The sequence below is a fragment of the Clostridium massiliamazoniense genome (assembly GCF_001403635.1).
GTDB lineage: Bacteria > Bacillota > Clostridia > Clostridiales > Clostridiaceae > Sarcina > Sarcina massiliamazoniense.
The window spans coordinates 294,524-318,785 of record NZ_LN879466.1; the positions used below are offsets into that span (position 1 = coordinate 294,524).

Genomic DNA, 24,262 nt, shown 5'->3' on the forward strand with positions numbered 1-24,262 from the left:
TTATGAAAAGGAGATTAATTTCAGGAGTAATTGTAGCATCTATGTTACTAGGAACTAGTTATCCAGCCTTTGCTACACCTTCAGAAGAAAATAGTAAAGTCGAGGATGTAAGAGGACAATATAAAAGTGTAATTAATAAAATTGATGATTTAAATTCTAAAATTGATGATATTAATCAAAAAATGGAACCAGTATTTTTTTCTATTGAAAATAATAAGGAAAAAATAGCCACTATTGAAAGTCAAATAGCAGATAGTAATAAAAAAATAGAACAATCTAAAAATGAGATTAAAGAGAAACAAAAAATATTAGATAATAGATTAAGAGAGACATATAAATCTGGAACTAAAACTAGTTTTTTAGCTATGTTATTAACTTCTAGGAGTATGAGTGAGTTTTTAGGTAATATAGAGGCTATTGGTAGAGTAGTTTCATTGGACAAAGCAGTAATAGAAGACTTAGGGAATAAAAAAGAAAAATTAGATAATCAAATAAAGGATTTAAATAATCAAAAGGATTCAGTTGCTAAGTTAAATGAAGAAAATGAAGTTAAACTAAAAGAGTTTACTGAAATGAAAAGTAGAGAAGAGATTTTACTAAATGAGTTAAAAACTGAAAAGGACAGTATTGGTGATAAATTAACTGACTTAGAAAGATCTTTGGTGGCAAGCAAAATATCTACAATTAAAAGTTCTAATAGTACAGTTGAACAAATAAGAAATGCTATAAATGAATTAAGTGTATTAAAGTCACAAATTATAAGTAGTAAAGTAGAAGAGGAAATAAATAATGCCATAAGTGAGGGCAGGGATGCTATAAATAAAAAAGAAGAGGTACAAAGTGGAAGTGGACAAGGGTCAGGAAGCCAATTAGTACAACCTTCAGGAAATGCTAGTGGATTAATATCCTATGCTTATCAATTTGTAGGCAAAAGATATGTTTTAGGAGCTACTGGTCCAGATGCTTTTGATTGTTCGGGCTTTACACAATTTGTTTTTAGAAAATTTGAATATAATTTAACGAGAACAACTTATACTCAAGTTAATCAAGGGACTTATGTACCTAGAGACCAATTAAGACCAGGAGATTTGGTGTTTACAGAGGGACCACCATCTTCACCAGGGCATGTTGGAATTTATGTAGGTAGTGGTCAAATGGTTCATGCTGCAAATCCTAGAAAAGGTGTAATTGTAGGACCAATATATAATTATTCAACAGCTAGGAGAATCATGTAAAGTAAGGTTTGCTTAGATTATTAATTTTATTTTTATAAATATATTTCTTTATCTACCGAGATAGCTAGATAAAAGGCAGAGAGGATGTATCTGTAATTCGATATATTCTCTTAAAGTTTCATTTTAAAAGGGGATATACCAATCTACTATGGAAGGTTGGTATATCCCCTTAATGATTTGAGGGGGAGTTTTAGTTTAAAATAGTGAAAAGGACTTTAATAAATTATATGTTATAATTATAAAATGTGTGAAAAAAATATAATAATAGAAAGGTGGTTTTAATTTTGACGTTGGATAAAATGGATATGTCTTTGGTGAGAGAAGATGAAAGTTTAGATGATTTACAATTAGATGGAATACATATAATTCAAAAAAAAGAAGGCTTCAGATTTGGAGTAGATGCAGTATTGCTAGCTAATTTTGCTAATGTAAAATCTAAACATAATGTTATAGATTTATGTACAGGAACAGGAATAGTACCTTTAATTATAAAAGGAAAGAAAAAACCAAAATCAGTTATTGGAGTGGAAATACAAAGCGATTTTGTTGAAATGGCTAATAGAACGAAAAAAATAAATAATTTTGGGGATGATATAAATTTTATAGAGGGAGATTTAAAGGATGATACTTTAATTAAGTCCTTAGAGAAGGCTGATGTAATAACAGTTAATCCTCCATATAAATTACAGAATGCAGGTATAGTGAATCCAACTGATAAATTATCTATAGCTAGACATGAAATCATGTGTACTTTAGAGGATGTTATAAAAACAAGTAGAAAATTATTAAAGGATAATGGAAGATTATATATGATACATAGACCTGAGAGACTTGCGGATATATTTTGCTTAATGAGAAAATATAAAATTGAACCTAAAAGAGTAAGAATGATTCATCCTAATAGTAAAAAAGCACCTAATATTGTTTTAGTAGAAGGACAAAGAGATGGAGGAGCATTCTTAAAGTGGGAGCCAGCTCTTTTTGTTTATGATGATGAAGGAAATTATAGTCAAGAGATAAATGAAATATACGGAAGGTAAGAGTTTAAATTAGTTGAGCAATGAAATAGAGAGCTGTGAAGGCAGTTTAATTATTAGGTAAGGAGAGATAAAAAATGGGAAAGATATATTTAGTACCTACACCTATAGGTAATTTAGGTGATATAACATTAAGAGCATTAGAAGTTTTAAAGAGTGTAGATATAGTTGCAGCAGAAGATACAAGACAAAGTTTAAAGCTTTTAAATCATTTTGAAATAAAAAAGCCTCTAATAAGTTATCATATGCATAATGAACAAGGTAAAGGCGAAGAATTAATAGAAATGGCTAAAGGTGGAAAAAACATAGCAGTAGTAACTGATGCGGGTACACCAGGAGTATCTGATCCAGGAGAGATAGTTGTTAGAAAGGCTATTGATAATGGAGTAGAAATAGAAGTTTTACCAGGAGCAACTGCTTTTACAACAGCTTTGGTTTATTCTGGACTTAGTACTAATCAATTTATGTTTAAAGGATTTTATCCTAGAGAGAAAAAAGAGAGGATTGCTTTTTTAGAAAATATAAAAGATAGACAGGAAACTATAATATTATATGAATCTCCATATAGAATAATTGATTGTTTAGGCTCTATTAAAGAAAATTTAGGAAATAGAAGAATAGCAGTTTGCAGAGAATTAACTAAATTACATGAACAAATAGTAAGAGGAACTATTGAAGAGGTTATTAATTATTTTATTGAAAATACACCTAAAGGAGAATTTGTTTTAGTTTTAGAAGGGAAAACTAAAGAGGAAATAGAAATAGAAAAAAAATCTGAGTGGGAAGATTTAACTATAGAAGAGCATATATTAAAATATATGAATAGTGGAGAAAGTAAAAAAAATGCAATGAAATTAGTAGCAAAGGATAGAGGAATTTCTAAATCAGAGGTATATAAATATTCTTTAGAATTATAATAATATAAATAAAAAATCACTTCTTTATTAAGAAGTGATTTTTTTTATTTATATGGTTAATTATTTTTTTAATTCATCTAAACAATTTTTGCAGATGTTTTTACCTTTGTAGTTAACAACATCTCTTGCATCTCCACAGAAAATACAAGCTGGCTCATATTTTTTTAATATTATTTGTTCACCATCTACATATATTTCTAATGCATCTTTTTCTGCGATATCTAATGTTCTTCTTAATTCTATAGGAATAACTATTCTTCCTAATTCATCTACTCTTCTTACTACACCTGTTGATTTCATCGTTTTTTCCTCCTTGCAAACAATATCATCTTTCGACAAAATATATTATAATACTAACAAAGTTGACATAATAAGTCAACAGTTTTTATTAAAAAAAAATTAAAGAATTTGTTATAAAATTACTTTAAATATATTATATATAAAATATACTACCAATTATTTCAAAAGTCAATAATATTTTTACATATATTGTTTAATTAATATCTTTATTGTAAAAAAAGATATAATAGTAAAAAAACAAAACAAATTAATGTATATTTTTATAGGAAAAAATATATATAAATAGCATATTATTAAATATAAAAAAGTAAAATATACATAAAAAGGATATTGTACATAATATATTATATGTAAAAAACTAAAAATGGTGTGTTACTAGTAAATATGTACAAAAAATAAACGGAATTTCTTTAATTTTGGATTAAAAGTTAAATTTTTATATAAATTACATTTATATTATTTCATTAGCTCATGAAAGTATACATAATTTAATTAAAAAAATTTTTAAGGATAAATTAAAGTAAGATTGGGAATAATTAAAAATAAATAATAAGTCTAAAAATTTTTTAACTGGAATATACGAAGTTGCTTTGTTTTTTTATATTAATAAAATAATAATAAATTATTTAATTTTTATGAATTATTCAAAAAAATAGTGAAAAAATAGCATTAATGGGAATAAAGAATAGAAAGTAACTTGTAATGTGATTTTTTTTACTATATAATATTAGTATAGTAAATTACAATGAGGTGTAACTATGAGTGTAAGAAAAATAGATGAAAATTATGTTATGGAATTAGCTGAGGAAGTTTCAAAAAATAATACTGTTACATATGATGAGTTACCACAATATGATTTATTTCTTTCACAAGTAATAGATTATTTAAATGATAAATTTAGTGATGAAAAGTATACAAATAATATAGTTCAAAATTATATTAAAAGCGAAGTAATTTCTAAACCAGAAGATGGTAAAAAAAGAGGATATACTAAATTACATCTAGCACAATTAGTTCTTCTAAGTTACATGAGACCAGTTTTAACAACTGAGGAAATAAAAAAGGTTTTTAGTTTAGTTTTTAATGATATTAATAACCGTGAAGATGATATAATAAGTTGGGAAGAAGCTTATGAAATATTTTCAGATGTTCAAGAGCATAGTTACCAAGAAATATTTGCATCACATATATTTAATGAAGAAAAGGTAAATAAAACCATAAGCAAGCTTAATTTAGGAGAAGAAGACAATGAAAAAATAAAATTATTTGTGTTAGTGATGTCTTTAGTTTTTCAAGCAAGTATTATTAAAAAAATGGTCAGTAAAATAGTAAATGAAAATTCAGAAGATTAATTAAAAAATCCCTCTTAATGAATATATAAATGTTAAGGGGGGATTTTTTATGGATTTTTTAATTGAAACTATAGCCAATGTAGGATTTCCAATAGGAATAAGTATTTATCTTTTAATAAGAATAGAAGGAAAACTTGAAAATCTTACAACGAGCATAGAAAAGTTATCACAAACAATTGTAGAAAAATGAAATAAAATTTGAAACTTACCTCGATTAAGAGTTAGTATGAATTTATTATTTAAAAAATGGGAGAAGGGGTTGTATCAAATAAGTCACTTAATTTATATTACTTTTATAAACGTAGACTTAATTCAAGAGGAGTTTTGACTCCATCTGAATGCTTAGTCGCAGTTATCTAGAAGTGTGAGACTGTTTATCTCCTACTTATAGTATCAGATAAATGTACTTTTCATCTGCCGAGATAGCTATATAGCTAGATAAAAGGCAGAGAGGATGTATCTGTAATTTGATACATCCTCTTCTTTGTAAAAGGAACTTCTATTCTTTTCACTACTAAGAAATTTTCTATAATTAAATCAAGGATTTAAATAATCATTTAAAATAATTTTTAATTAGAAAGGAAGAACTTTTGTACTTAAAATTACTGATGGATTGTAACAGAGTAAGTACATGAGAATTCTTTATTAGTTGAAAGTGATAAGACCCCTTCTTTTTCTTTAAAATCTTCATTAAAGTTTTCGTAATCAGCATGTCCAAACCAAGGTTCAATACAAACAAAAGGAGCTCCTTCTTCAGGTGCCCATAAACCTAGATATGGGAAATCAGTGAAATTAAATTCTATAAACTTATTATGATTTTTAGACTTTAAATTTATTATATTTGATTTTAATTTATAACTTTCAAAAACTAAAGCGTCATTAGCAAATAATTCTTTTGATAAAGGAATTTTATTTTCATCATTTAAAAATTCTTTTCTTTCTCCAGTAAATAATCCATTACTAGTATTTAAAAGCATTATAGTAGCATCTTCTTTTTCATTAAATTCAAAGTAGTAATCATTTAAGTTTTCATTTTCTAGTATTGGACACATATAAGCTGGATGTGCACCTATAGAGAAGTATATTGTCTGATCATCTAAATTTTTAACTATATAGGATATTTCAATTGTTGAGCCTATAAGAGTATATTTTACTATTAAAGAGAATTTAAAAGGATATATATTTAGGGTTTCTTCAGAATAGTCTAGCTTATAACTTAAGCTATTTTGAGTTTCTTCAATTAATTCAAAGTCATTTAATCTTCCTAGGCCATGCTGTGGTAAGGAATAAGTTTTATTATTAACTTTATAAGTGTTATCTTTAACTTTACCTACAATAGGGAAAAGAATAGGAGCATGATATTTCCAAAAATCAGGATTTCCATTCCATAAAAATTCTATATTTTCTTTTTTTCCTTTTATACTGTGAAGCTCAGCTCCATGAGTATTAGCAACTATTTTTAAAAAATCATTTTCCAAGATATGAGACAATTAAATCACCCTTTCTATTTAGCTGATAGTTAGTGGTTATAATTAAGTGAGAAATGAACTGTTACAATTGATTATTTATTCCACTATTTAGCTATCAGATAAATTATATCATTGATAAAAGTAAAAAAACTAATATTAATATATTATTAACATTAGTTTTTTATTTCTTATATAGTTTCAGTTTAATTAACTGGCTTTATATCTTCATTTATATAATTAAAAATTTGCTTTTTAGTAATTTCTTTATCAAAAGTTAAGTACCATTGAGCAGTAGAATTTGGTGTTCTTCTAAATATTTTACCTTCACTATGCTCATCTGTAGGAAAACGTTCTTGTTCCATGTCACTAATTCCAGAACTTAAAATTTGAGTTCCTAAGGAAATTAAATCTGTTGTAGTTAAGCTAGTTTCAACATAAGGTAGTAAGTTACTTATGACGCTAGGTAATTTACTCGCTGGCAAAGCATTGATTTTATTAAATAATCCTTCTAAAATAGTCCTTTGTCTTTGAGTTCTTTCATAATCACCATCACCAACGTATCTTATTCTACTATAGGCTACAGCTTGTACGCCTGAAAGTGTTTGTTCACCAGCTCCACTTATAGGGTTCCCAGCTAACCCTGTTACTAGAGATACATCTTTTACATAATCATTTACATATTTTACTTCATAATCTTTAATATTTATTTTTACTCCACCAAGATTATCAATTATATGAGCTAAATCTTCAAAATTTACTGAGATATAATCTTTTATATTCAATCCAAAGTTTTGGTTAAGTGTTTTTATTGCTAATTGAGGTCCTCCAAAGGCATAAGCATGATTAAGTTTATCTTCTCCATGACCATCAATAGAAACATAGCTATCTCTCATTATTGAGGTTAATTTTATTTTTTTATGTTTTTTATCAAAAGAAGCAACCATAGTTGCATCAGAACGACCCCTCTCATTTTTTGTTCTTCCATCTATACCGAATAAGGCTATATTAACTACATCATCATGAAACTTATCATCTGATATGCCAAGAGAGTTTAAATCTTTATCTATTTTTTGAGTATTAATTTTGCTTAGGATAAAGAACACATAAGTTCCACCAGAAACTACAGCAAAAAGCATGAGAAATATAATAGATAAAAGTATAATCTTTTTTTTGTTTTTTTTCTTTTTCTTTCTAGATGGTACAGTAGAGTTATTTGGTCTTTTGTTCATTGTTTTTTTAGAAGAGTTTTTATCATAACTCATTTTTTATCCCCCTTAAATAATTTATAAATTTTAATACAAAATATATAATATAAAATATTGCATTAAAAAACTTGAATAAAGAACTGTGGAAATTACCTTCTTTTTAGAGAAGATATAATAAGTATAATTAAGTAAATTATACTATTAAGTTGTTAAAAAAATAGTGCTGAAGTGTAAACAATGATAAAATATAGTATATATATTGATAGAAGATAAGTAAAAATAAGGTGATTTTAAAAAAAGAAAAAATAATTAATTTTAATTACATTAAAGTGAAAGAGTGGTGAGTATATTTAAGAGAAAATGAATTTAGGTAAATAAAAATGAATTTATAATTTAAATAGGTGAGTTTATGAAAAATAGAATATTATCGGGATTTCTTAGATTTTTTAAGAAGATAATGGAAGATGACATATATGCTTTATCATCACAATTGGCCTATAATTTGATATTATCTTTTTTTCCATTTATTATTTTTATAATGACTGTAATAGGTTATTTACATTTAAATAGTGAAGAAGTTTTGACTTTACTTAAAAACATAATGCCATTACCAGCTTATGAATTAGTTCAAAGTACTGTTTTAGAGGTTGTAAATAGCCAACAAGCGGGTTTATTATGGGGAAGTATATTATTAACATTATGGGTTTCATCTTCTGGTTTTGGAGCTGTAATAAGAGGACTGAATAAAGCTTATGGCATAGAAGAAAAAAGGTCATTTATAAAAGTTAAATTAATATCAATAATATCTGTATTAATTTTAGCTATAGTAATAGTTATAACTCTTTTCTTATTTGTTTTTGGAGAGTATATAAAGAACTTTATTATAATAAATACATCTTATTCAGGTGCATTTATGCTAATATTAGGAATAGGGAAAAATATAATATTAACTTTATTTTTAATAATAGCATTCACAGTGATGTATGAGTTAATACCATGTAAAAGAATTGGTTGGTATAATGCCGTGCCAGGTGCTGCATTTACAACTTTAGGTTGGATATTATCTTCTTATGCTTTTGCATATTATGTAAATAATTTTAGCAATTATTCAAGATTGTATGGTAGTTTGGGAGCAGTTTTTATATTTATGACTTGGATATTTTTAACCTCTTTTATACTAATATTAGGTGGAGAAGTAAATGTAATATTATTAGATAAGGAAAACAAAGAATTTAAATAAAAATATCGTTCTAAATTTTGTATATAAATTAAAACAATGGTTAGAATTTATAAAGAATTAATTTAGGAGGATATTATTATGAATAAAATAGTTTTATTAGGGCGATTAGTAAAAAATCCAGAGTTAAAAACTATAGAAAATAGTGATAAAGTATACACTAAAATAACTATAGCTGTGAAAAGAAATTATAAATCATCAACGGGAGAAAGAAAATCAGATTTTATACCGTTGATAATGTGGGATAGAAGAGCTGAAGCAGCTTGTAACTACTTATCTAAAGGAGATATTATAAGTGTTAGTGGAAGATTAATAACTAAAAATTATGAAGATGGTGAAGGAAAAAGAAGATATTTCATAGAGGTTTCAGTGGATGATTTCAGAAAAATTTACTTTCCAGAAAAGCATAATATAGAAGAGATTCAATAGATAAAGGGAAAAGGTACTATGTTATTTACTTTAACATAGTACCTTTTTATTATAAAATTGATTCTGCTATTTTAGCTCCTAAATTAAAGCAAATATCTAATTCCTTATCAGAAGGTTTAAAATTAATATTTGCTGAAGGAACTGGCATCTTCATTTTAAGTTCTTTTAATCTGCTTTCTATTCTAGGAACACCTTCACCACTCCATCCATAAGAACCAAAGGCTGCTGCAACTTTACCACCATGAATTACAGGATTTAGTTTGCAAAGAACTTCTCTAACTGGTTCAAGCATGTCGCCAAGAATAGTAGGAGAACCAACTATTAGAGCATCAGCTGTATTTATATCTGCTACAATATCATCCATATCATGTTCAATTATGTTGTATAATTTTACGTCAAAGTTTCCTACTGATTGAATTCCTCTAAGAATTTCTTTAGCCATTGATCCGGTATAACCATAAGCAGAAACATAAGGAATTACTATTTTTTTAATTTCATTTTCCTTAGCTGGAGCACACCAACCTTTACAAGTATTTACGATATCCATAGGATTTTCTCTTAATACAGGACCATGACCTGGACAGATAACATCTATATCAAGTGGTTCTATTTTAGCAATAGCTTTAAGCATAAATGGCTTAAATGGTCCTAATATACAATCAAAATAATATTTTAATGCTTCATTATAAGCATCTTTATCCTTTATAAAATCATTAAATACTTCATCTATGCAGTAATGACTACCAAAAGAATCACAAGTTAATAATGTTTTTTCTTCTTCTATATAAGTATACATAGAATCAGGCCAATGTAGCATTGGTGCACTTATAAATCTTAAGGTTTTATTTCCAAGAGATAAAGTATCTCCATCTTTAGCTTCTATAAAATCAAATTTTTTATTAGTTATAGCACATAAATATTTTAAGGCTATAGCGGAACCAACTACTTTAGCATTAGGTGCTAATTCAAGTAGTTTAGCAACAGAACCAGCATGGTCAGGTTCTGTATGGTTAACAACAATGTATGATATTTCATCAAAGTTTAAATCCATATGCTTTAATCTTGCTACATATTCATCAAAAAATTCTTCTTTAACAGTTTCAAAAATGGCAATACCTTCTGAACCCTTTAAAACGTAAGAGTTATAAGATGTGCCATAAGGTGTATACATTATAATATCAAATATTCTAAGTTTGTGGTCTAAAGCTCCAACCCAATATAAATCTTTTTTTATTTGTAATGATTTCATAAAAAATAGTTATTACTGTAATTTAGTCAGTTATATATAGTAATAACTTCCTCCTCTCATTATATATAATGTAAATAGTAATAATAGCCATACATATTATAACTCAAAAAAGAAAGAAATTTCAAATTGTGAACAAAACTTAATAAAAATAAAAAATTGAAAAAGAAGAGGTAATAAAAAAATTGAAAAAATATACCATATAAGTTATTATAAATTTGTGATATTTGATTTTATGTAAAGCTAGATTAGAATGATAATAGTTAAAAATAAAAGAAACATCAGAACATAAAATATGTATAAAATTTGTTTTTTTAATAGAACAAAACTCGACAATAACATCAGGAAAATAATTTTAAATAAATAGAATAAATGTATAAAATTGGTTATAAAAAGTAGATATATGTAATTAATTAATAGAAAAAAAAATTTATTCAGCCCAAGGTTTGACAGTTTTTTTTGTCTATTAATGGTAATATAAGGTTGTGGAATAAAAGTGAAACTTTATTTTAAACTAAATTAACTTAAAGGGATTTATAATATTTTGGTGAATGGGGGAGCATGATGTTAGTTGTTGAGAGTTTAAAGAGAAATTTTTATGATGAAAATTCACAAAAAGAATATTTTTATAGACTTACTGTAAAGAATTACGAGGATGAGGATTTTTATGGAATAGAAATAGAAAGGCATGATTTTGAAAAAAATAATTTAGTAAACATAGAAAGAGAATATATGGATTATGTAGAAACTGATAGAACCAAAGCTTTAGAATTATTAGAAATGGTTTGGGAAAATCAAGTATCTCCTATACATTTAATTGATATATTAGGTGCATATTCTGATAATACTATAGAGAGGTATAGTCTGAATAAAGAACTATTCTGTGTTTAAATTGTTTAGCAAGATATAAGGAATTGGCATGATAGTTGGAATAGGTATAGATATTATAGAAATATCAAGAGTAAAAAAAGCTGTTGAAAGAACAGAAAGATTTTTGTATAGAAATTTTTCAGAAAGAGAAATAGATTATTTTAAAGCTAAATCATATAAGGCTGAAAGCATAGCTGGAAGCTTTGCTGCTAAAGAGGCTCTTAGTAAAGCTATAGGTACTGGATTTAGAGGTTTTTCTTTAGAAGATATAGAAGTTTTAAGGGACGAATTAGGGAAGCCTTATATAGAGTTTAGTGAAAAGGTGAGTACAGTTTTAAATGAAAGAGGACTGAAAAATATAAAAATTCATTTAAGTATTTCTCATAATAAAGAAAATTCTATAGCAAATGTCATAATTGAAAATTAATTTAAAATAGACCATTAAGAATTACATAAAATTAAATATTAATAATATTTTTAGCGTTAAAATGTTACATATTAATAAAAATAAGAAAAATTAAAGAAAAAAGATTAAAACTTCATTTATAAAAGGTAATAATTTGAATTAAAACATAATACTATGTACTGTATAGTTCTTTATTTGGAGGAAGGATGAAAAATAAAAAATTAATAGCAGTATTAGTTGGAGTTTTAATTATTTTACTAATTTTAGTGGGTATTTTCTTTTTAAAACAATTTGCTCCTAAAGAAAGTATTGATAATACGGTTAAAAAGGCGTTAACTGTATCTAAATACTCAACGGATATAACTTATAATTGTAAAAATTCTAGAGGGGAATTTGTTGAAAAAGGAACCTTAGAGTATAGTAGAGAAGATGGAGCAAAAATCAATTTAGGTTATGTGGAACAAACTTTCACTGATGACAAAATAAAAATTCATTATTTTGATGATGAGGAGAAAGGTATAAAAGATAAAACTTATACGGTAGATAGGTCATATGATGAGTTCTACAGGTATTTTTTAATTAATGAAATACCAAAATATTTAAAAGAAGATTCAACAACATATACTTTAGACGAGAATGATGAAAATATTATTCGAGTTGAATTTTTAACGAATAGCAAAAATGTGAATTTTCATAAAGCTTTATTAAAAGTAGATAAAAATAATAAAGTGGTAAAATCTTTATCTATATATGATGATAAGGGGAAAGAGAGAGTAGAAGTTAACTATTCTAATTTCAAAAAATTAAAATAAAAGAAATAAACCTAAGAAAAAGGTTAGTAGCTATATTAAGAGGTGGATAACAATGGATAGCATAAGACCAGTTTGGGCTGAAATTAATTTAAATAACTTAAAAAATAATATAAAGGCAATTAAAAGCAAAGTAGGAGATAAAGAAATAATAGCAACTGTAAAAGCAAATGCTTATGGCCATGGTGCAGTAGATGTTGCTCCAGTTTTATTGGAAAATGGAGCAACAAGATTGGCTGTTGCAGTAATAACAGAGGCTTTAGAGTTAAGAAGAGCTAAAATAAGTGCTCCTATTATAATATTAGGGTTTACTCCTTTAGATTTCAGTAAAGAGATAATAACTAATGAAATAGAACAAACAGTTTATAATTATGAATATGCCAAGAACTTATCAGATGAAGCAATAAAATTAAATTCTAAGGCTAAGGTTCATATAGCATTAGATACAGGGATGGGAAGAATTGGATTCTTACCAAATGAAGAATCCATAGAAGAAATTAAAAAAATATTTAAATTACCAGGGATAAAAGTAGAAGGAATATTTACTCATTTTGCTACTTCAGATGAAGCAGATAAGGAATATTCAATGATGCAATATGAAAAATTTAAGTATGTTTGTAATGCTATTGAAGAAACAGGAATAAAAATTCCTCTAAAACATGTTTCAAATAGTGCAGCTATAATTGATTTAGAGGAAACTTATTTAGATGCAGTGAGACCAGGAATAATCTTATATGGTTATTATCCTTCTGAGGAAGTCAAAAAAGATTTAATAAAAATTAAACCTGTTTTAACACTAAAAGCAAAGATAGCTAATTTAAAAACATTACATAAAGATATGTATATAAGTTATGGAAGAACTTTTAAAACAGAAAGAGAAAGTAAAATAGGTACTTTACCAATTGGTTATGCAGATGGATACAGCAGATCTTTAACAGGGACAGGGAAGGTTTTAGTAAATGGAAAATTTGCACCTGTTGTAGGAAAAATATGTATGGATCAATGTATGATAGACTTAACGGATATAGAAGACATAAAATTAGGAGATGAAGTAATTCTTTTAGGGGAAGATTCTAATATAAAGATGGATGCTGATGATATAGCAGAATTACTTGGAACAATAAGCTATGAAGTTCTATGCATGATTAAGAATAGAGTTCCTAGAGTTTATATAAATGATGGAAAAATAATTAAAATAAAGAATTATCTGTAGAAACATGAAGAATTTTTTATAAAATTTTAGAATAAACCTTTGATTTGTGATGAATTATATAATATAATTTAAAGACAGTATAAAACTCTTTTTATAAGATTATTTGTTAAAAAAGGAGAGCAATAGTTATGTCACATTTAAAGGAATTAACAAAACAAAAATATTTTGAATTTGAAAACGAAAAAAAATGTCAATTAAATAATGAAGAAGTAATATCATATAGTATAGAGATGTTAGAACTTATGAAAAAAGGGTACGAGCAAATGGGGGAATTAAACCTACAATACTCTAATGAAGCTAGTACTTCAGAATATGAAGATAGTATAGATTATGAGATGTGGCTTTGCGGAGTGTGATTATAAATGACAAATATTAATGTAAAAAGAGGCGATATATTCTACGCGGATTTAAGTCCAGTAGTAGGGTCAGAGCAGGGGGGAATAAGACCTGTTATAATTATCCAAAATGATATAGGTAATAGATATAGCCCAACTGTAATAGTTGCAGCTATAACTTCTCAAATTAATAAAGCCAAGTTGCCAACTCATGTAGAGATATCATCTGAAGAATATGGATTAAATAGAGATTCAGTAGTTCTCTTAGAGCAAATTAGGACTTTAGATAAGAGAAGATTAAAAGAAAAGATTGGACATATGACTGAAATAGATATGAATAAAGTGAATAAGGCTTTAAGTATAAGCTTAAATTTAGGATAAATAAAAAATGGGAATGTATGAGATTTCAATACATTCCCATTTTTTTAATCCATATCCCTTTTTAATTCATAATAAGGTTTTAAGTTCTCTATATATAATTTTATTACTTCAATAGTTTGTTTTTGATTTAGATCTTTGAATTGAATGCCTATAAGATTATTATTCTTTCTTACAACTTTTCCACCAATATTTATTTCATTTAATTTTAAGGTTATATCTTCATTGACGCTTAAATTTAAATTTTCTGTAAGGTAGCACCCCATACCCTTGTCCGATATATCATTAATTAAAACAGTACTTTTAGTATTACCTGTAGAAAAAGGAACTGCTATTTTATTGTCTAGTTCAATTCTTTCACTGCTTCTGAATATAGGTTTTTGATAAGCAACTTTAATTGCTGTAAAAAGTCCAAATCCATTATAAATGCTCCAAGCTATATTTAAAAGCACATAAGTTGGAAAAACAACACCTTTATAAATTAGATAACCTGATATACACCAAGATAATACTGTCCCAATAAGCAATATTAAATGTGGGAGTATAAATCTAAGTTGAAAATACGCTTTTTCATAAGTTACATCTTTTGCTGTAACTTTAAAACCTATAGATTTAAGAGAAAGAAGTTCACTTAATATTGCACCACTAATGCTAGGAGCCATAACTGTTTCATAATAATGAGACCACTTTAGAGTTCGTGTTCCAGGAGACAGTATTTTAAATACTAGCATTTGAGATAGTAAAAAAGGAATATAAAAAGACAATAACCTAGGTACTGATGAATTTATTGATAAAATTCCAAATAATAAATAAAACATTGGAGCTATAATATAAATTATTTTCTGTATACTAGAAAACCAATAAATTAATCCGTCTATATAGGCTATTCTTTGTTTAATTGTTAGTCCTTTTGAAAATAAAGGATTATGTTTTTTGAATACTTGGACATTTCCTCTAGCCCAACGTTTTCTTTGTTTTATTGATTCTTCGAGAGTTGTAGCACTTAATCCTAAAACAAGAGGTTCATTAACTAAAATAGAATTATATCCCTTAGATTGAAGTATCATTCCTAAGGCCATATCTTCGGTTATTGAAAATGTAGGAAAACCTCCGATGGAATCAAGATGTTCTCTTCTAAAAATTGCATTAGTACCAACGTGAAGTACTGCATTAAGTGAAGCTCTTGCTTCCTGAATATCTCTCATGAACAAATCTTGTTCATTAGGCATTGAACGTATCATATTATATTGATACATATCAGCATTGTAATAACTTTGAGGAACCTGTACAAAAGCTAATAAGTCATCATCTAAAAAATATTGCATTGTTTTTACTAAAAAATTATTTTTAGCAATCATATCAGCATCCAAAATGGAAACAAATTCGCCCTTAGCAAATTTTAATGCATTATTAATATTTCCAGCTTTAGCACCCTCATTGGAATCTCTAGTGATATACTTTAACCCATATTCTAAGCAAAGTTCTTTTACTTCCTTACGTTTACCATCATCACAAATAAAAATATTAAGTTTCTCTTTGTTATAGTTTAAACATTTAGCTGCTATAGCAGTTTTTTTTAGCAAATCTACGGGTTCATTATAAGTACATATTAATATATCAACAGTTGGAAGTGTTGAACTAAAAGGATTCTTTAATTCTTTTTTTTCTAATTTATACTTACGGGTAGAAAAGTACCCGAAATTAAAAAATTGAATTATTCCCATTAATTCAGCAATCAATAATAAGCTTCCTAATACTAGAGATAGACCGTGTGGGGGAATAACTGTAAATCTCCATATAATATATACTATGGATGAAATAACACCACAGAGCATTATTACATATCTAGCACTCTTTACTTTAAAATGAAGTAAATAAGAAACTAGTAAAATAAATAATAAAGTTATTAAGTAAATTTCTTCAAGGTTAGTCAAAACTTTATCTCCTTCATTTAAGTATTGTTTTAAATATAAGCAAAATTTTAATTTAAATAAAAGTTTATTACTTCAAAAACAGTATTATTATAACATAAGTTAGCAAATAGATTTAGAATAATTTTGAATGATTAAAAAAAGGAAAAAAGTATATTCTATTTAAAAGAGAAAATAATAAAAGGTTAGAGTATAAGAATAAACTTTTATACTAATTGATAATAATTTTAAAACTATTAAGTAAAAGATTACAAAAGTATATGCTTAATAATAGATTAATATATTCTATAATGTCTTATAAAAGCATAAAGATTATTCAATTAAGGTTTTTTTTATAGGAAAACAATAAGAAATATGTTAAAATAAAATGGTTAGAAAAAGTAAATAATATATTAAAAATGTTTATTTATTAAATTGATATTTTAATAAGTGTACTCAAATTTTCTTTTTTAATAAGTAGGAGGGTTAGTATGAAAAAGAATGTGGAAGAATTAAGGAACATAGCAACTACTGTAAGAAAAGATATAGTAACTATGTTAACTGAATCGGCATCAGGACATCCAGGTGGATCTTTATCAGCAGCAGATATTTTAACAACTTTATATTTCAATGAAATGAATGTAGATCCAAAAAATGAGAAAGATCCAAATAGAGATAGATTTGTATTGTCAAAAGGACATGCAGCCCCTGTTTTATATAGTACTTTAGCTAGAAGAGGGTATTTTGATGTAGAGGAGTTAAAGACTTTAAGAAAGTTTGGTTCAAATCTTCAAGGACATCCAAATATGAATGATTTACCAGGAATAGATATGTCAACAGGTTCATTAGGACAAGGAATTTCAGCTGCTGTTGGAATGGCTATAGCTGGCAAATTAGATAATAAAGAATATAGAGTATACTCTTTACTAGGTGATGGAGAATTAGAAGAAGGTCAAGTGTGGGAAGCAGCAATGTCAGCAGCACACTATAAACTAGATAACTTAACAATTTTTGTGGACTTCAATGGATTACAAATAGATGGAGATATTACAAAAGTAATGAATCCTTCACCAATAGATAAAAAATTTGAAGCTTTTGGATGGAATGTAATAACTATAGATGGACATAACTTTGATGAAATATTAGGAGCTTTAGAAAAAGCTAGAGCTACAAAGGGAATGCCAACTTGTATAGTTGCAAAAACTGTAAAAGGTAAAGGTGTTTCATTTATGGAAAACCAAGCTGGATGGCATGGAGCAGCTCCAAATAAAGAGCAATGTGAGCAAGCATTAAGTGAATTAGGAGGGGAAAAGTAATGGCAGGAAAAATAGCAACTAGAGAAGCTTACGGAAAAGCTTTAGCAAAGTTAGGAAAAGTTAATGATAAAGTAGTAGTTTTAGATGCTGACCTTTCAAAATCAACTAAAACAGCTGATTTTAAAAGTGAATTCCCAGAAAGATTCATAAATATGGGGATTGCAGAAGGAAATATGATGACTGTAGCAGCAGGTTTATCAACATGTGGAAAAGTTCCATTTGCAAGTACATTTGCTATGTTTGCAGCAGGAAGAGCTTTTGAGCAAATAAGAAACTCAATTTGTTACCCAAGATTAAATGTAAAAATATGTGCTACTCATGCAGGTCTAACAGTTGGAGAAGATGGAGCATCACACCAATCAATAGAAGATTTAGCTTTAATGAGAGCTATACCTAATATGACAGTAATATGTCCATCAGATGCAGTAGAAACAGAAGCTGTTATAAATGCCATTGCAGAATATAATGGTCCTTGTTATGTAAGATTAGGAAGAGCTGGAGTTAATGTTATAAATGACAGACCAGATTATAAATTTGAATTAGGAAAAGGTGTTCAATTAACTGAAGGAAATGATGTTACTATAGTAGCAACAGGAATAATGGTTGATGAAGCCTTATCAGCAGAAAAAATGTTAAAAGCAGAAGGTATCTCAGCAAGAGTTATAAACATTCATACTTTAAAACCTATAGATTCAGAAATATTAGTTAAGGCAGCTAAAGAAACAGGAGCTATAGTTACTGTTGAAGAGCACAATATTATAGGTGGATTAGGTTCAGCTGTTTCAGAGGTAGTAAGCGAAGAAAAGCCTGTTCCAGTTATTAGAGTTGGAGTTAAAGATACTTTCGGAGAAAGTGGAAAACCAGAAGAATTATTAAAAGCTTATGGCTTAAAAGATATAAATATAGTTGAAGCTGTTAAAAAAGCTATAAGTTTAAAATAATATAGATAATTATAGATTGTTATTGTAATAAGATATAATTTAAATAAGATAGAGGATGTATCAAATTACAGATACATCCTTTCTGCCTTTTATCTAGCTATATAGGTTCATTATTTGTGATCACTCACTTATGTAAAGAATCCCTAATACTCCTATATTCTATAAGTAGGAGATATAAATAGACTTAGGCCTCTAGATAAGTGGAACTAAGCATTCAGATGAGATTTAAAACTCCACCTGAATTAAGTCTACGTTTATAAAAGTAATATAAATTAAGGTACTGTTCAATTTGATATAATCCCTATTTTAATATAAGTAAATTTTCTTTTGCAATGGATAGATAAATAATTTAAAATAGAACTGTTATCAGTAGTATATAACAATTACTTTAAGAATATGTCAATGTTTTTTACTAATTAAGTTAAAAGGTAAAGTATTGGCTAGTTTATAAAATAAATTAAAATTAAATAAAACAAAAGAGGAGAAGAAATGAATAAAGCAGTAGTAAAAAAATATTTCAATATTACATTAGGTGTTTTTTTATTAGCAGCATCACTACAATTTTTTTATTATCCAAATGATTTAGTTAGTGGTGGGGTATCAGGATTAGCTCTTATTATAGGAGATTTTACACCTATATCTCCAGGGATATTTATGAATATAGCTAACGTGGTATTATTTATATTAGCTTATTTTACATTGGGAAAAAGATTTGTTGCTGATAGTATATATGCATCTTTTGCATTTTCAATAATACTTCTATTATTAGAAAAAGCTTTTCCAAATGTAGTAGTTACTAAAGATCCCATTTTAACAGTAATTTTTGGAGCTATAGTGGCAGCTTTAGGACTAGCATTAGCCTTTAATGAAGGAGCTTCTACTGGTGGAACTGCAATAATAGCTAAGATAGTAAATAAGTATTTCCATATTGATATTGGTAAATCAACTATAGTAGTTGATGGTGTTGTTGTAATATGTGGATTAGCAGCTTTTGGGGTAAATAAGGGGTTATATGGATTATTAGCATGTATTGTAATAGGTCTTTTAACTGATAAGTTCATAGAAGGATTTAGTGATTGTAAGCAATTAGTTATAATAAGTAAAAAAAGTGAAGAAGTTAAAAAATACATAATGCATAAAGTTGGAAGAGGTTGTACAAAGGTAGTTGGTGAGGGAGCATATTCAGGTAATGAAGTAGACATAATATATGCTGTAGTACATAGAAGACAATTTGTTATGATAAAAAAAGCAATAAAAACAATTGATCCAGAAGCTTTTATAACAGTAAGCGATGCAAAGGAAGTTTTAGGTGAAGGTTTTACTGATTTAGAATAATATAATAATTAAATTTTGAAAATAATAGTATAGAGTAATTCTATACTATTATTTTTTTGTTAGAATTATATAATTTTATTTTAGGAGGAACTTATGAGTAGAGATTTTATGAGGAAATATAGTTTTATAACATTAGGTGTAATATTAGAAGCTATTTCACTACAATACTTTTATTATCCTAATAAGATAATAAGTGGAGGAGTATCTGGTTTTGCACTTATTATTAGTGAGTATTTACCTATATCACCAGGTATGTTTATGAATATAGCAAATGTAGTTTTATTTATAATAGCTTATTTTATAATGGGAAAGAGATTTGTTTTAGATAGCATATATGCTTCTTTTGCTTTATCTTTAGTATTACTTGGATTTGAGAAGTTTTTACCACCCTATGTAGTAACTAATAATCAACTTCTTGTTACTATATTTGGAGGTGCTATTGGAGCAATAGGAATGGCTTTGTCTTTTAATGAAGGTTCATCTACAGGTGGAACATCTATAATAGCTCAAATAATGAATAAGTTAACCCATATAGAGGTAGGAAAATCTCTTTTAATAGCAGATGGAGTAGTTATTATTTTAGCTATTTTTTCTTATGGAACAGAAAGAGGATTATATGGTTTATTAGCTTGTATAACTACTGGATTATTGACAGATAAATTTATAGAAGGTTTTAATAATTGTAAACAATTAATGATAATAAGCAGTAAAATTTCAGAAATAGAAGATTTTATTATAAATAAAATAGATAGAAGTTCTACAAGAATAATTGGAAAAGGTTCTTATTCTAAGAAGGAAGTAGTGATTTTATATGTTGTAGTTCGTAAAAAACAATTTATTGCATTGAAGAAAGCAATGAAGGAAATTGACAAGGATGCATTTATTATCGTAAGTGAAGCTAAAGAGGTTCTTGGGGAAGGATTTAAGGATTTGGAATAAAGTAGTGCGTATGCACAAAAATACAAAAAAGGAATCAGATAATGAAAAAATATGTTATAATAATTGAAGAATAATGTAAAATATTATATAATATAAAAATTACAAAAAAATTTTTGAATGTGAAAGATGTATAAAACTAAAGTTAGGAGTGTTTAGATGATAGAATTTAAGAATGTATCTAAAGTATACAAGAACGATGTTAAAGCTCTATCTAATGTGGACATAAAAATTAAAGCTGGGGAATTTGTTTTCCTAGTAGGCCCTAGTGGGGCGGGGAAATCCACTTTTATAAAAATGTTGTTGAAAGAAGTCGAACCCACTACAGGAAATATTGTAATGGGAGATACAGAGTTATCAACAGTAAAAAGAAAGCAAATACCATACCATAGAAGAAAAATAGGTATGATATTCCAAGATTTTAGATTAATACCTACATTGAATGTTTATGAAAATGTGGCTTTTGCAATGAGGGTTGTAGAAGCTTCAGATAAAGAAATTAGAAAAAGAGTACCAATGGTATTATCTTTAGTTGGATTATCTAATAAATACAAAATGTTCCCAAATCAATTATCTGGTGGGGAGCAACAAAGAGTGTCTATAGCAAGGGCTATAGTTAATAATCCACAGTTACTTATTGCTGATGAGCCAACAGGTAACTTAGACCCTGAAACAGCTCAAGAAATAATGTCTTTAATAGATGATATAAATAAAGCTGGTACAACTGTAATAATGGCAACTCACGCAAAGGATATAGTTGATGATATGAGAAGAAGGGTTATAGCTATAGATAAAGGTGAAGTTGTAAGGGATGTTAAGAGGGGAGGATATGAAGATGAAGTTTAATAGTGTTATTTATTTCATATCAGATGCCTTTAAAAGTTTAAAGAGAAATGCAACAATAAGTATTGCATCAGCTTTAACAGTATTAACAACATTAGTTGTATTTGGAGCTTTTTTATTAACAGCACTAAATGTAAGTGTTGGTGTTCAAGATGTTCAATCTAAGGTTCAATTGAAGGTTTTCCTTCAAGAGAATGTAACTCAAGAGGAACAAACTAATATAGAAAATACAATAAAAGCAGTTCCGGGAGTAAAATCAGTAACTTATGAAAGTAAAGCACAAGCTTTAGAAAACTTTAAAAATCAATTATCAAACTCTCAAGAAATATTACAAGGTTATACAGAAAGTAATAACCCATTACCAGCATCTTATGTAGTAGATTTAACTGAGCCAACAGCAGCAGATGCAGTTATAAAAGCTGTTAAGCCAAATGGAAAGTTAATGGCTGGAGTAAATGATGTAGGAAATGACCAAGAGGTTGTAAATGCCATAACATCTTTTGCAAATACAGTAAGATGGGTTGGATTAATATTATTTGTAGTATTAATAGGAGTATCATTATTCTTAATAATGAATACAATAAAAATAACTGTTTACTCTAGAAGAAGAGAAATAGGTATTATGAAATTTGTTGGAGCTACTGACTGGTTCATAAGATGGCCATTTATTATAGAAGGTATAGTAATAGGATTAGTAGGGTCCATAATTTCCATACTGGTTATATACGGAATATATTCTTGGTTATATAGTTCCTTCCTTGCATCAATTTATACAATGAAATTTATAAGTCCATTCTATGTATTAACTACTATGTCATGGCAATTCGTTATAGCTGGTGTAATTATAGGGGCTGTAGGAAGTATAATAGCATTAAGAAAATTCTTAGATGTATAGAATATAAGATAATAATAGATATAAAAAAATTAAATAAAATTTAAGTAATATTTAAATAGCTTAAGATACGTACGAATTTAAAGAGTATAGTATTTTAAGCTATTTTTTTATTTATTAGATTAAATGATAGATGTTAGGGTTTAAGGGAAATATACATAAAATGAAACTGAATTTAGATGGGTATAACATAAGTATTTAGTAGGGAACATAAAAATAAAGGATAAAATAAATTAAAGTGGGTAAAAATATATAAAAGATATTTGTTTTATTAATTTTAAGCACTTAATAATAAATCAATAAATATAAAATATTTTATTCATTAATTATGTTTATAATTAATAATGGGTTTATATGTAAAAATAGATAATTAATTTCTCTTGAAAGGGTGAAAATATTGAGGAAAAAAAATAGAGGATTAAATAAAAATTATAAGGTTAGGAGAGCCATTGTCTTTACAGTATTTACTTCTGTAATTTTTTTATCAGCCTTATTTTTAGGCAATAAATTAACAGCTTATGGGATAATGCCACTAACTAACAAAAATGAATTACAAACAGTTTTTAAATCTATGAATAAAAATGTGGAAGGATATGATGAATTATTTAAAATAAGAGAGCAGCTTTATAGATATTATGATGGTGATATAGATGAAGAAAAGCTTATAGAAGGAGCTATTAAAGGGATGACAGCAGCTTTAAATGATCCTTACACATATTATATGAATAAGGAAGAGTTTGAGGAGTTTAACGAACATAATTCAGGCGAATATATGGGAGTAGGAATTCAAGTAGGAGTTCAAGACAATAAAATAGTAATAATGGACCCTATAGCTGGAGGACCTGCAGATAAGGCTGGAATTGAGTCAGGTGATGTTCTTTTAGAGGTAAATGGAAATAAGGTTGTTGGTGAAGATTTAAAGAAAGCTACTGACATGATGAAAGGAAAAACAAAGGAAGTCTTAAATTTAAAACTAGAGAGGGAAGGAAAAGGAACCTTTAATGTTGATGTAACAAGAGATGTTGTAAAAATGATAAATGTTAAAGGTGAAATGATAGATGATGAGGTTGGATATATACAAATAGTTGCATTTGAAAAAAATGTTGCTAAGGATTTCAAAGAAAAGTTAACTTCATTGAAAAAGGCTGGAATGAAGAAGTTAGTATTAGATTTAAGAGGTAATCCTGGAGGATATATGAATGAATGTGTAGATATAGTTTCTAATTTTATTCCAAAAGGGAAACTTATAGTATCAACAAAGGATAAGTATGGGAAAGAGGAGAAAAGCTTATCTACTGGAGGTAGTGCTATAGGAATGCCATTAACAGTACTTGTAAATGGAAATTCAGCATCTGCATCAGAAATAGTTGCAGGAGCTATTAGAGATTATAAAGTTGGAACATTAGTTGGAGAAACAACCTTTGGCAAAGGTATTGTTCAAACTGTTTTAAATGAAGATGAAGGAAAGGGATTAAAGCTTACAATATCAAAGTACTACACTCCAAATGGTGAAAATATTCATAAAAAGGGTGTAAATCCTGATGTTAAGGTTGAGTATAAAGAATCTTTAACTAGAAAGGATTATGACAGGTCAGAAGATCCACAATTTAAAAAGGCTTTAGAAATACTAAAGAAATAACTTAAGAAGGAG

The 24,262-nt window shown here is 27.2% G+C and carries 25 protein-coding genes; 20 read left to right on the forward strand and 5 right to left on the reverse strand.

Annotation, left to right across the window (positions count from 1 at the left end):
* Positions 1 to 2 precede the first annotated feature (2 nt).
* The 3 genes from ARA19_RS02360 (at position 3) to rsmI (ending at position 3,189) form a co-directional block, all read left to right on the forward strand.
* Positions 3 to 1,235 carry a C40 family peptidase gene (locus ARA19_RS02360; RefSeq protein ID WP_055069342.1) on the forward strand — a complete coding sequence of 411 codons (1,233 nt, stop codon included), beginning with the start codon at positions 3 to 5 and terminating at the stop codon, positions 1,233 to 1,235.
* Between the two features lie 299 nt (positions 1,236 to 1,534).
* Positions 1,535 to 2,275, forward strand: a complete 741-nt coding sequence (locus ARA19_RS02365; protein ID WP_055069343.1) for a tRNA1(Val) (adenine(37)-N6)-methyltransferase — start codon at positions 1,535 to 1,537, stop codon at positions 2,273 to 2,275.
* Positions 2,276 to 2,349: 74 nt separating this feature from the next.
* Positions 2,350 to 3,189, forward strand: a complete 840-nt coding sequence (gene rsmI, locus ARA19_RS02370) for a 16S rRNA (cytidine(1402)-2'-O)-methyltransferase (protein ID WP_055069344.1) — start codon at positions 2,350 to 2,352, stop codon at positions 3,187 to 3,189.
* Between the two features lie 60 nt (positions 3,190 to 3,249).
* On the opposite strand, the gene ARA19_RS02375 is transcribed toward rsmI, so the two are convergent.
* Positions 3,250 to 3,489 (reverse strand): AbrB/MazE/SpoVT family DNA-binding domain-containing protein, encoded by a 240-nt coding sequence (locus ARA19_RS02375; protein WP_055069345.1) that lies wholly within the window; start codon positions 3,487 to 3,489, stop codon positions 3,250 to 3,252.
* 758 nt (positions 3,490 to 4,247) lie between these two features.
* Between ARA19_RS02375 and ARA19_RS02380 the strand changes: the two genes are divergently transcribed.
* Both ARA19_RS02380 and ARA19_RS17015 read left to right on the forward strand, forming a co-directional pair.
* Positions 4,248 to 4,841 (forward strand): DUF1836 domain-containing protein, encoded by a 594-nt coding sequence (locus ARA19_RS02380; protein ID WP_055069346.1) that lies wholly within the window; start codon positions 4,248 to 4,250, stop codon positions 4,839 to 4,841.
* 49 nt (positions 4,842 to 4,890) lie between these two features.
* Entirely contained in the window at positions 4,891 to 5,031 is a 141-nt protein-coding gene (locus tag ARA19_RS17015) for a YvrJ family protein (protein WP_084764161.1), read from the forward strand.
* A gap of 412 nt (positions 5,032 to 5,443) precedes the next feature.
* On the opposite strand, the gene ARA19_RS02385 is transcribed toward ARA19_RS17015, so the two are convergent.
* Both ARA19_RS02385 and ARA19_RS02390 read right to left on the reverse strand, forming a co-directional pair.
* Positions 5,444 to 6,331: an aldose 1-epimerase family protein gene (locus ARA19_RS02385; protein WP_055069347.1), complete on the reverse strand. Its 888-nt coding sequence runs from the start codon at positions 6,329 to 6,331 to the stop codon at positions 5,444 to 5,446.
* A gap of 182 nt (positions 6,332 to 6,513) precedes the next feature.
* Positions 6,514 to 7,572, reverse strand: coding sequence for an LCP family protein (locus ARA19_RS02390; protein ID WP_055069348.1), 1,059 nt, complete (start codon positions 7,570 to 7,572; stop codon positions 6,514 to 6,516).
* Between the two features lie 352 nt (positions 7,573 to 7,924).
* Between ARA19_RS02390 and ARA19_RS02395 the strand changes: the two genes are divergently transcribed.
* Both ARA19_RS02395 and ARA19_RS02400 read left to right on the forward strand, forming a co-directional pair.
* Positions 7,925 to 8,755 (forward strand): YihY/virulence factor BrkB family protein, encoded by an 831-nt coding sequence (locus ARA19_RS02395; protein WP_055069349.1) that lies wholly within the window; start codon positions 7,925 to 7,927, stop codon positions 8,753 to 8,755.
* 78 nt (positions 8,756 to 8,833) lie between these two features.
* Positions 8,834 to 9,181, forward strand: coding sequence for a single-stranded DNA-binding protein (locus ARA19_RS02400; RefSeq protein ID WP_055069350.1), 348 nt, complete (start codon positions 8,834 to 8,836; stop codon positions 9,179 to 9,181).
* A 49-nt stretch (positions 9,182 to 9,230) separates the two neighbouring features.
* On the opposite strand, the gene ARA19_RS02405 is transcribed toward ARA19_RS02400, so the two are convergent.
* A complete protein-coding gene (locus ARA19_RS02405; RefSeq protein ID WP_055069351.1) occupies positions 9,231 to 10,430 on the reverse strand; it encodes an FprA family A-type flavoprotein in 1,200 nt (399 codons plus the stop codon).
* Positions 10,431 to 10,991: 561 nt separating this feature from the next.
* On the opposite strand from ARA19_RS02405, the gene ARA19_RS02410 reads away from it, so the two are divergent.
* The 6 genes from ARA19_RS02410 to ARA19_RS02435 all read left to right on the forward strand — a co-directional run bounded on the left by ARA19_RS02410 (position 10,992) and on the right by ARA19_RS02435 (position 14,441).
* Positions 10,992 to 11,318 carry a DUF6514 family protein gene (locus ARA19_RS02410; protein WP_055069352.1) on the forward strand — a complete coding sequence of 109 codons (327 nt, stop codon included), beginning with the start codon at positions 10,992 to 10,994 and terminating at the stop codon, positions 11,316 to 11,318.
* A 28-nt stretch (positions 11,319 to 11,346) separates the two neighbouring features.
* Positions 11,347 to 11,724, forward strand: coding sequence for a holo-ACP synthase (gene acpS / locus ARA19_RS02415; protein WP_055069353.1), 378 nt, complete (start codon positions 11,347 to 11,349; stop codon positions 11,722 to 11,724).
* A gap of 185 nt (positions 11,725 to 11,909) precedes the next feature.
* Positions 11,910 to 12,515 carry a germination lipoprotein GerS-related protein gene (locus ARA19_RS02420; protein WP_055069354.1) on the forward strand — a complete coding sequence of 202 codons (606 nt, stop codon included), beginning with the start codon at positions 11,910 to 11,912 and terminating at the stop codon, positions 12,513 to 12,515.
* Between the two features lie 52 nt (positions 12,516 to 12,567).
* Positions 12,568 to 13,725 carry an alanine racemase gene (alr, locus tag ARA19_RS02425; protein WP_055069355.1) on the forward strand — a complete coding sequence of 386 codons (1,158 nt, stop codon included), beginning with the start codon at positions 12,568 to 12,570 and terminating at the stop codon, positions 13,723 to 13,725.
* Between the two features lie 128 nt (positions 13,726 to 13,853).
* On the forward strand, positions 13,854 to 14,081 hold the full coding sequence (locus ARA19_RS02430) for a hypothetical protein (protein ID WP_055069356.1): 228 nt from the start codon (positions 13,854 to 13,856) through the stop codon (positions 14,079 to 14,081).
* Positions 14,082 to 14,087: 6 nt separating this feature from the next.
* Complete coding sequence (locus tag ARA19_RS02435) at positions 14,088 to 14,441, forward strand: type II toxin-antitoxin system PemK/MazF family toxin (protein WP_055069357.1); 354 nt, start codon at positions 14,088 to 14,090, stop codon at positions 14,439 to 14,441.
* A gap of 44 nt (positions 14,442 to 14,485) precedes the next feature.
* Here ARA19_RS02435 and ARA19_RS02440 read toward each other — a convergent pair whose 3' ends face one another.
* Positions 14,486 to 16,372: a glycosyltransferase family 2 protein gene (locus tag ARA19_RS02440; RefSeq protein WP_055069358.1), complete on the reverse strand. Its 1,887-nt coding sequence runs from the start codon at positions 16,370 to 16,372 to the stop codon at positions 14,486 to 14,488.
* A 467-nt stretch (positions 16,373 to 16,839) separates the two neighbouring features.
* Here ARA19_RS02440 and ARA19_RS02445 point away from each other — a divergent pair, with 467 nt between their 5' ends.
* The 7 genes from ARA19_RS02445 to ARA19_RS02475 all read left to right on the forward strand — a co-directional run bounded on the left by ARA19_RS02445 (position 16,840) and on the right by ARA19_RS02475 (position 24,250).
* Positions 16,840 to 17,664 (forward strand): transketolase, encoded by an 825-nt coding sequence (locus ARA19_RS02445; RefSeq protein WP_055069359.1) that lies wholly within the window; start codon positions 16,840 to 16,842, stop codon positions 17,662 to 17,664.
* A complete protein-coding gene (locus ARA19_RS02450) occupies positions 17,664 to 18,605 on the forward strand; it encodes a transketolase family protein (protein ID WP_055069360.1) in 942 nt (313 codons plus the stop codon). Before ARA19_RS02445 ends, ARA19_RS02450 begins: the two co-directional genes overlap by 1 nt.
* A gap of 489 nt (positions 18,606 to 19,094) precedes the next feature.
* Complete coding sequence (locus ARA19_RS02455; protein ID WP_055069361.1) at positions 19,095 to 19,940, forward strand: YitT family protein; 846 nt, start codon at positions 19,095 to 19,097, stop codon at positions 19,938 to 19,940.
* A 93-nt stretch (positions 19,941 to 20,033) separates the two neighbouring features.
* Entirely contained in the window at positions 20,034 to 20,879 is an 846-nt protein-coding gene (locus ARA19_RS02460; RefSeq protein ID WP_055069362.1) for a YitT family protein, read from the forward strand.
* 156 nt (positions 20,880 to 21,035) lie between these two features.
* Positions 21,036 to 21,722 carry a cell division ATP-binding protein FtsE gene (gene ftsE, locus ARA19_RS02465; RefSeq protein WP_055069363.1) on the forward strand — a complete coding sequence of 229 codons (687 nt, stop codon included), beginning with the start codon at positions 21,036 to 21,038 and terminating at the stop codon, positions 21,720 to 21,722.
* Positions 21,712 to 22,614 (forward strand): permease-like cell division protein FtsX, encoded by a 903-nt coding sequence (gene ftsX / locus ARA19_RS02470; protein ID WP_055069364.1) that lies wholly within the window; start codon positions 21,712 to 21,714, stop codon positions 22,612 to 22,614. The genes ftsE and ftsX overlap by 11 nt, the downstream gene beginning before the upstream one ends.
* 394 nt (positions 22,615 to 23,008) lie before the next feature.
* Positions 23,009 to 24,250, forward strand: coding sequence for a S41 family peptidase (locus ARA19_RS02475; RefSeq protein WP_147574347.1), 1,242 nt, complete (start codon positions 23,009 to 23,011; stop codon positions 24,248 to 24,250).
* The last annotated feature ends 12 nt before the right edge of the window (positions 24,251 to 24,262 follow it).

Excerpts from the sequence above, each read along its gene's own strand:
- ARA19_RS02360 (WP_055069342.1), top strand. The coding sequence starts at position 3 with ATGAAAAGGAGATTAATTTCAGGAGTAATTGTAGCATCTATGTTACTA.
- ARA19_RS02365 (WP_055069343.1), top strand. The coding sequence starts at position 1,535 with ATGGATATGTCTTTGGTGAGAGAAGATGAAAGTTTAGATGATTTACAA.
- rsmI (WP_055069344.1), top strand. The coding sequence starts at position 2,350 with ATGGGAAAGATATATTTAGTACCTACACCTATAGGTAATTTAGGTGAT.
- ARA19_RS02375 (WP_055069345.1), bottom strand. The coding sequence starts at position 3,489 with ATGAAATCAACAGGTGTAGTAAGAAGAGTAGATGAATTAGGAAGAATA.
- ARA19_RS02380 (WP_055069346.1), top strand. The coding sequence starts at position 4,248 with ATGAGTGTAAGAAAAATAGATGAAAATTATGTTATGGAATTAGCTGAG.
- ARA19_RS17015 (WP_084764161.1), top strand. The coding sequence starts at position 4,891 with ATGGATTTTTTAATTGAAACTATAGCCAATGTAGGATTTCCAATAGGA.
- ARA19_RS02390 (WP_055069348.1), bottom strand. The coding sequence starts at position 7,572 with ATGAGTTATGATAAAAACTCTTCTAAAAAAACAATGAACAAAAGACCA.
- ARA19_RS02395 (WP_055069349.1), top strand. The coding sequence starts at position 7,925 with ATGAAAAATAGAATATTATCGGGATTTCTTAGATTTTTTAAGAAGATA.
- ARA19_RS02400 (WP_055069350.1), top strand. The coding sequence starts at position 8,834 with ATGAATAAAATAGTTTTATTAGGGCGATTAGTAAAAAATCCAGAGTTA.
- ARA19_RS02405 (WP_055069351.1), bottom strand. The coding sequence starts at position 10,430 with ATGAAATCATTACAAATAAAAAAAGATTTATATTGGGTTGGAGCTTTA.
- ARA19_RS02410 (WP_055069352.1), top strand. The coding sequence starts at position 10,992 with ATGTTAGTTGTTGAGAGTTTAAAGAGAAATTTTTATGATGAAAATTCA.
- acpS (WP_055069353.1), top strand. The coding sequence starts at position 11,347 with ATGATAGTTGGAATAGGTATAGATATTATAGAAATATCAAGAGTAAAA.
- ARA19_RS02420 (WP_055069354.1), top strand. The coding sequence starts at position 11,910 with ATGAAAAATAAAAAATTAATAGCAGTATTAGTTGGAGTTTTAATTATT.
- alr (WP_055069355.1), top strand. The coding sequence starts at position 12,568 with ATGGATAGCATAAGACCAGTTTGGGCTGAAATTAATTTAAATAACTTA.
- ARA19_RS02430 (WP_055069356.1), top strand. The coding sequence starts at position 13,854 with ATGTCACATTTAAAGGAATTAACAAAACAAAAATATTTTGAATTTGAA.
- ARA19_RS02435 (WP_055069357.1), top strand. The coding sequence starts at position 14,088 with ATGACAAATATTAATGTAAAAAGAGGCGATATATTCTACGCGGATTTA.
- ARA19_RS02445 (WP_055069359.1), top strand. The coding sequence starts at position 16,840 with ATGAAAAAGAATGTGGAAGAATTAAGGAACATAGCAACTACTGTAAGA.
- ARA19_RS02450 (WP_055069360.1), top strand. The coding sequence starts at position 17,664 with ATGGCAGGAAAAATAGCAACTAGAGAAGCTTACGGAAAAGCTTTAGCA.
- ARA19_RS02455 (WP_055069361.1), top strand. The coding sequence starts at position 19,095 with ATGAATAAAGCAGTAGTAAAAAAATATTTCAATATTACATTAGGTGTT.
- ARA19_RS02460 (WP_055069362.1), top strand. The coding sequence starts at position 20,034 with ATGAGTAGAGATTTTATGAGGAAATATAGTTTTATAACATTAGGTGTA.
- ftsE (WP_055069363.1), top strand. The coding sequence starts at position 21,036 with ATGATAGAATTTAAGAATGTATCTAAAGTATACAAGAACGATGTTAAA.
- ftsX (WP_055069364.1), top strand. The coding sequence starts at position 21,712 with ATGAAGTTTAATAGTGTTATTTATTTCATATCAGATGCCTTTAAAAGT.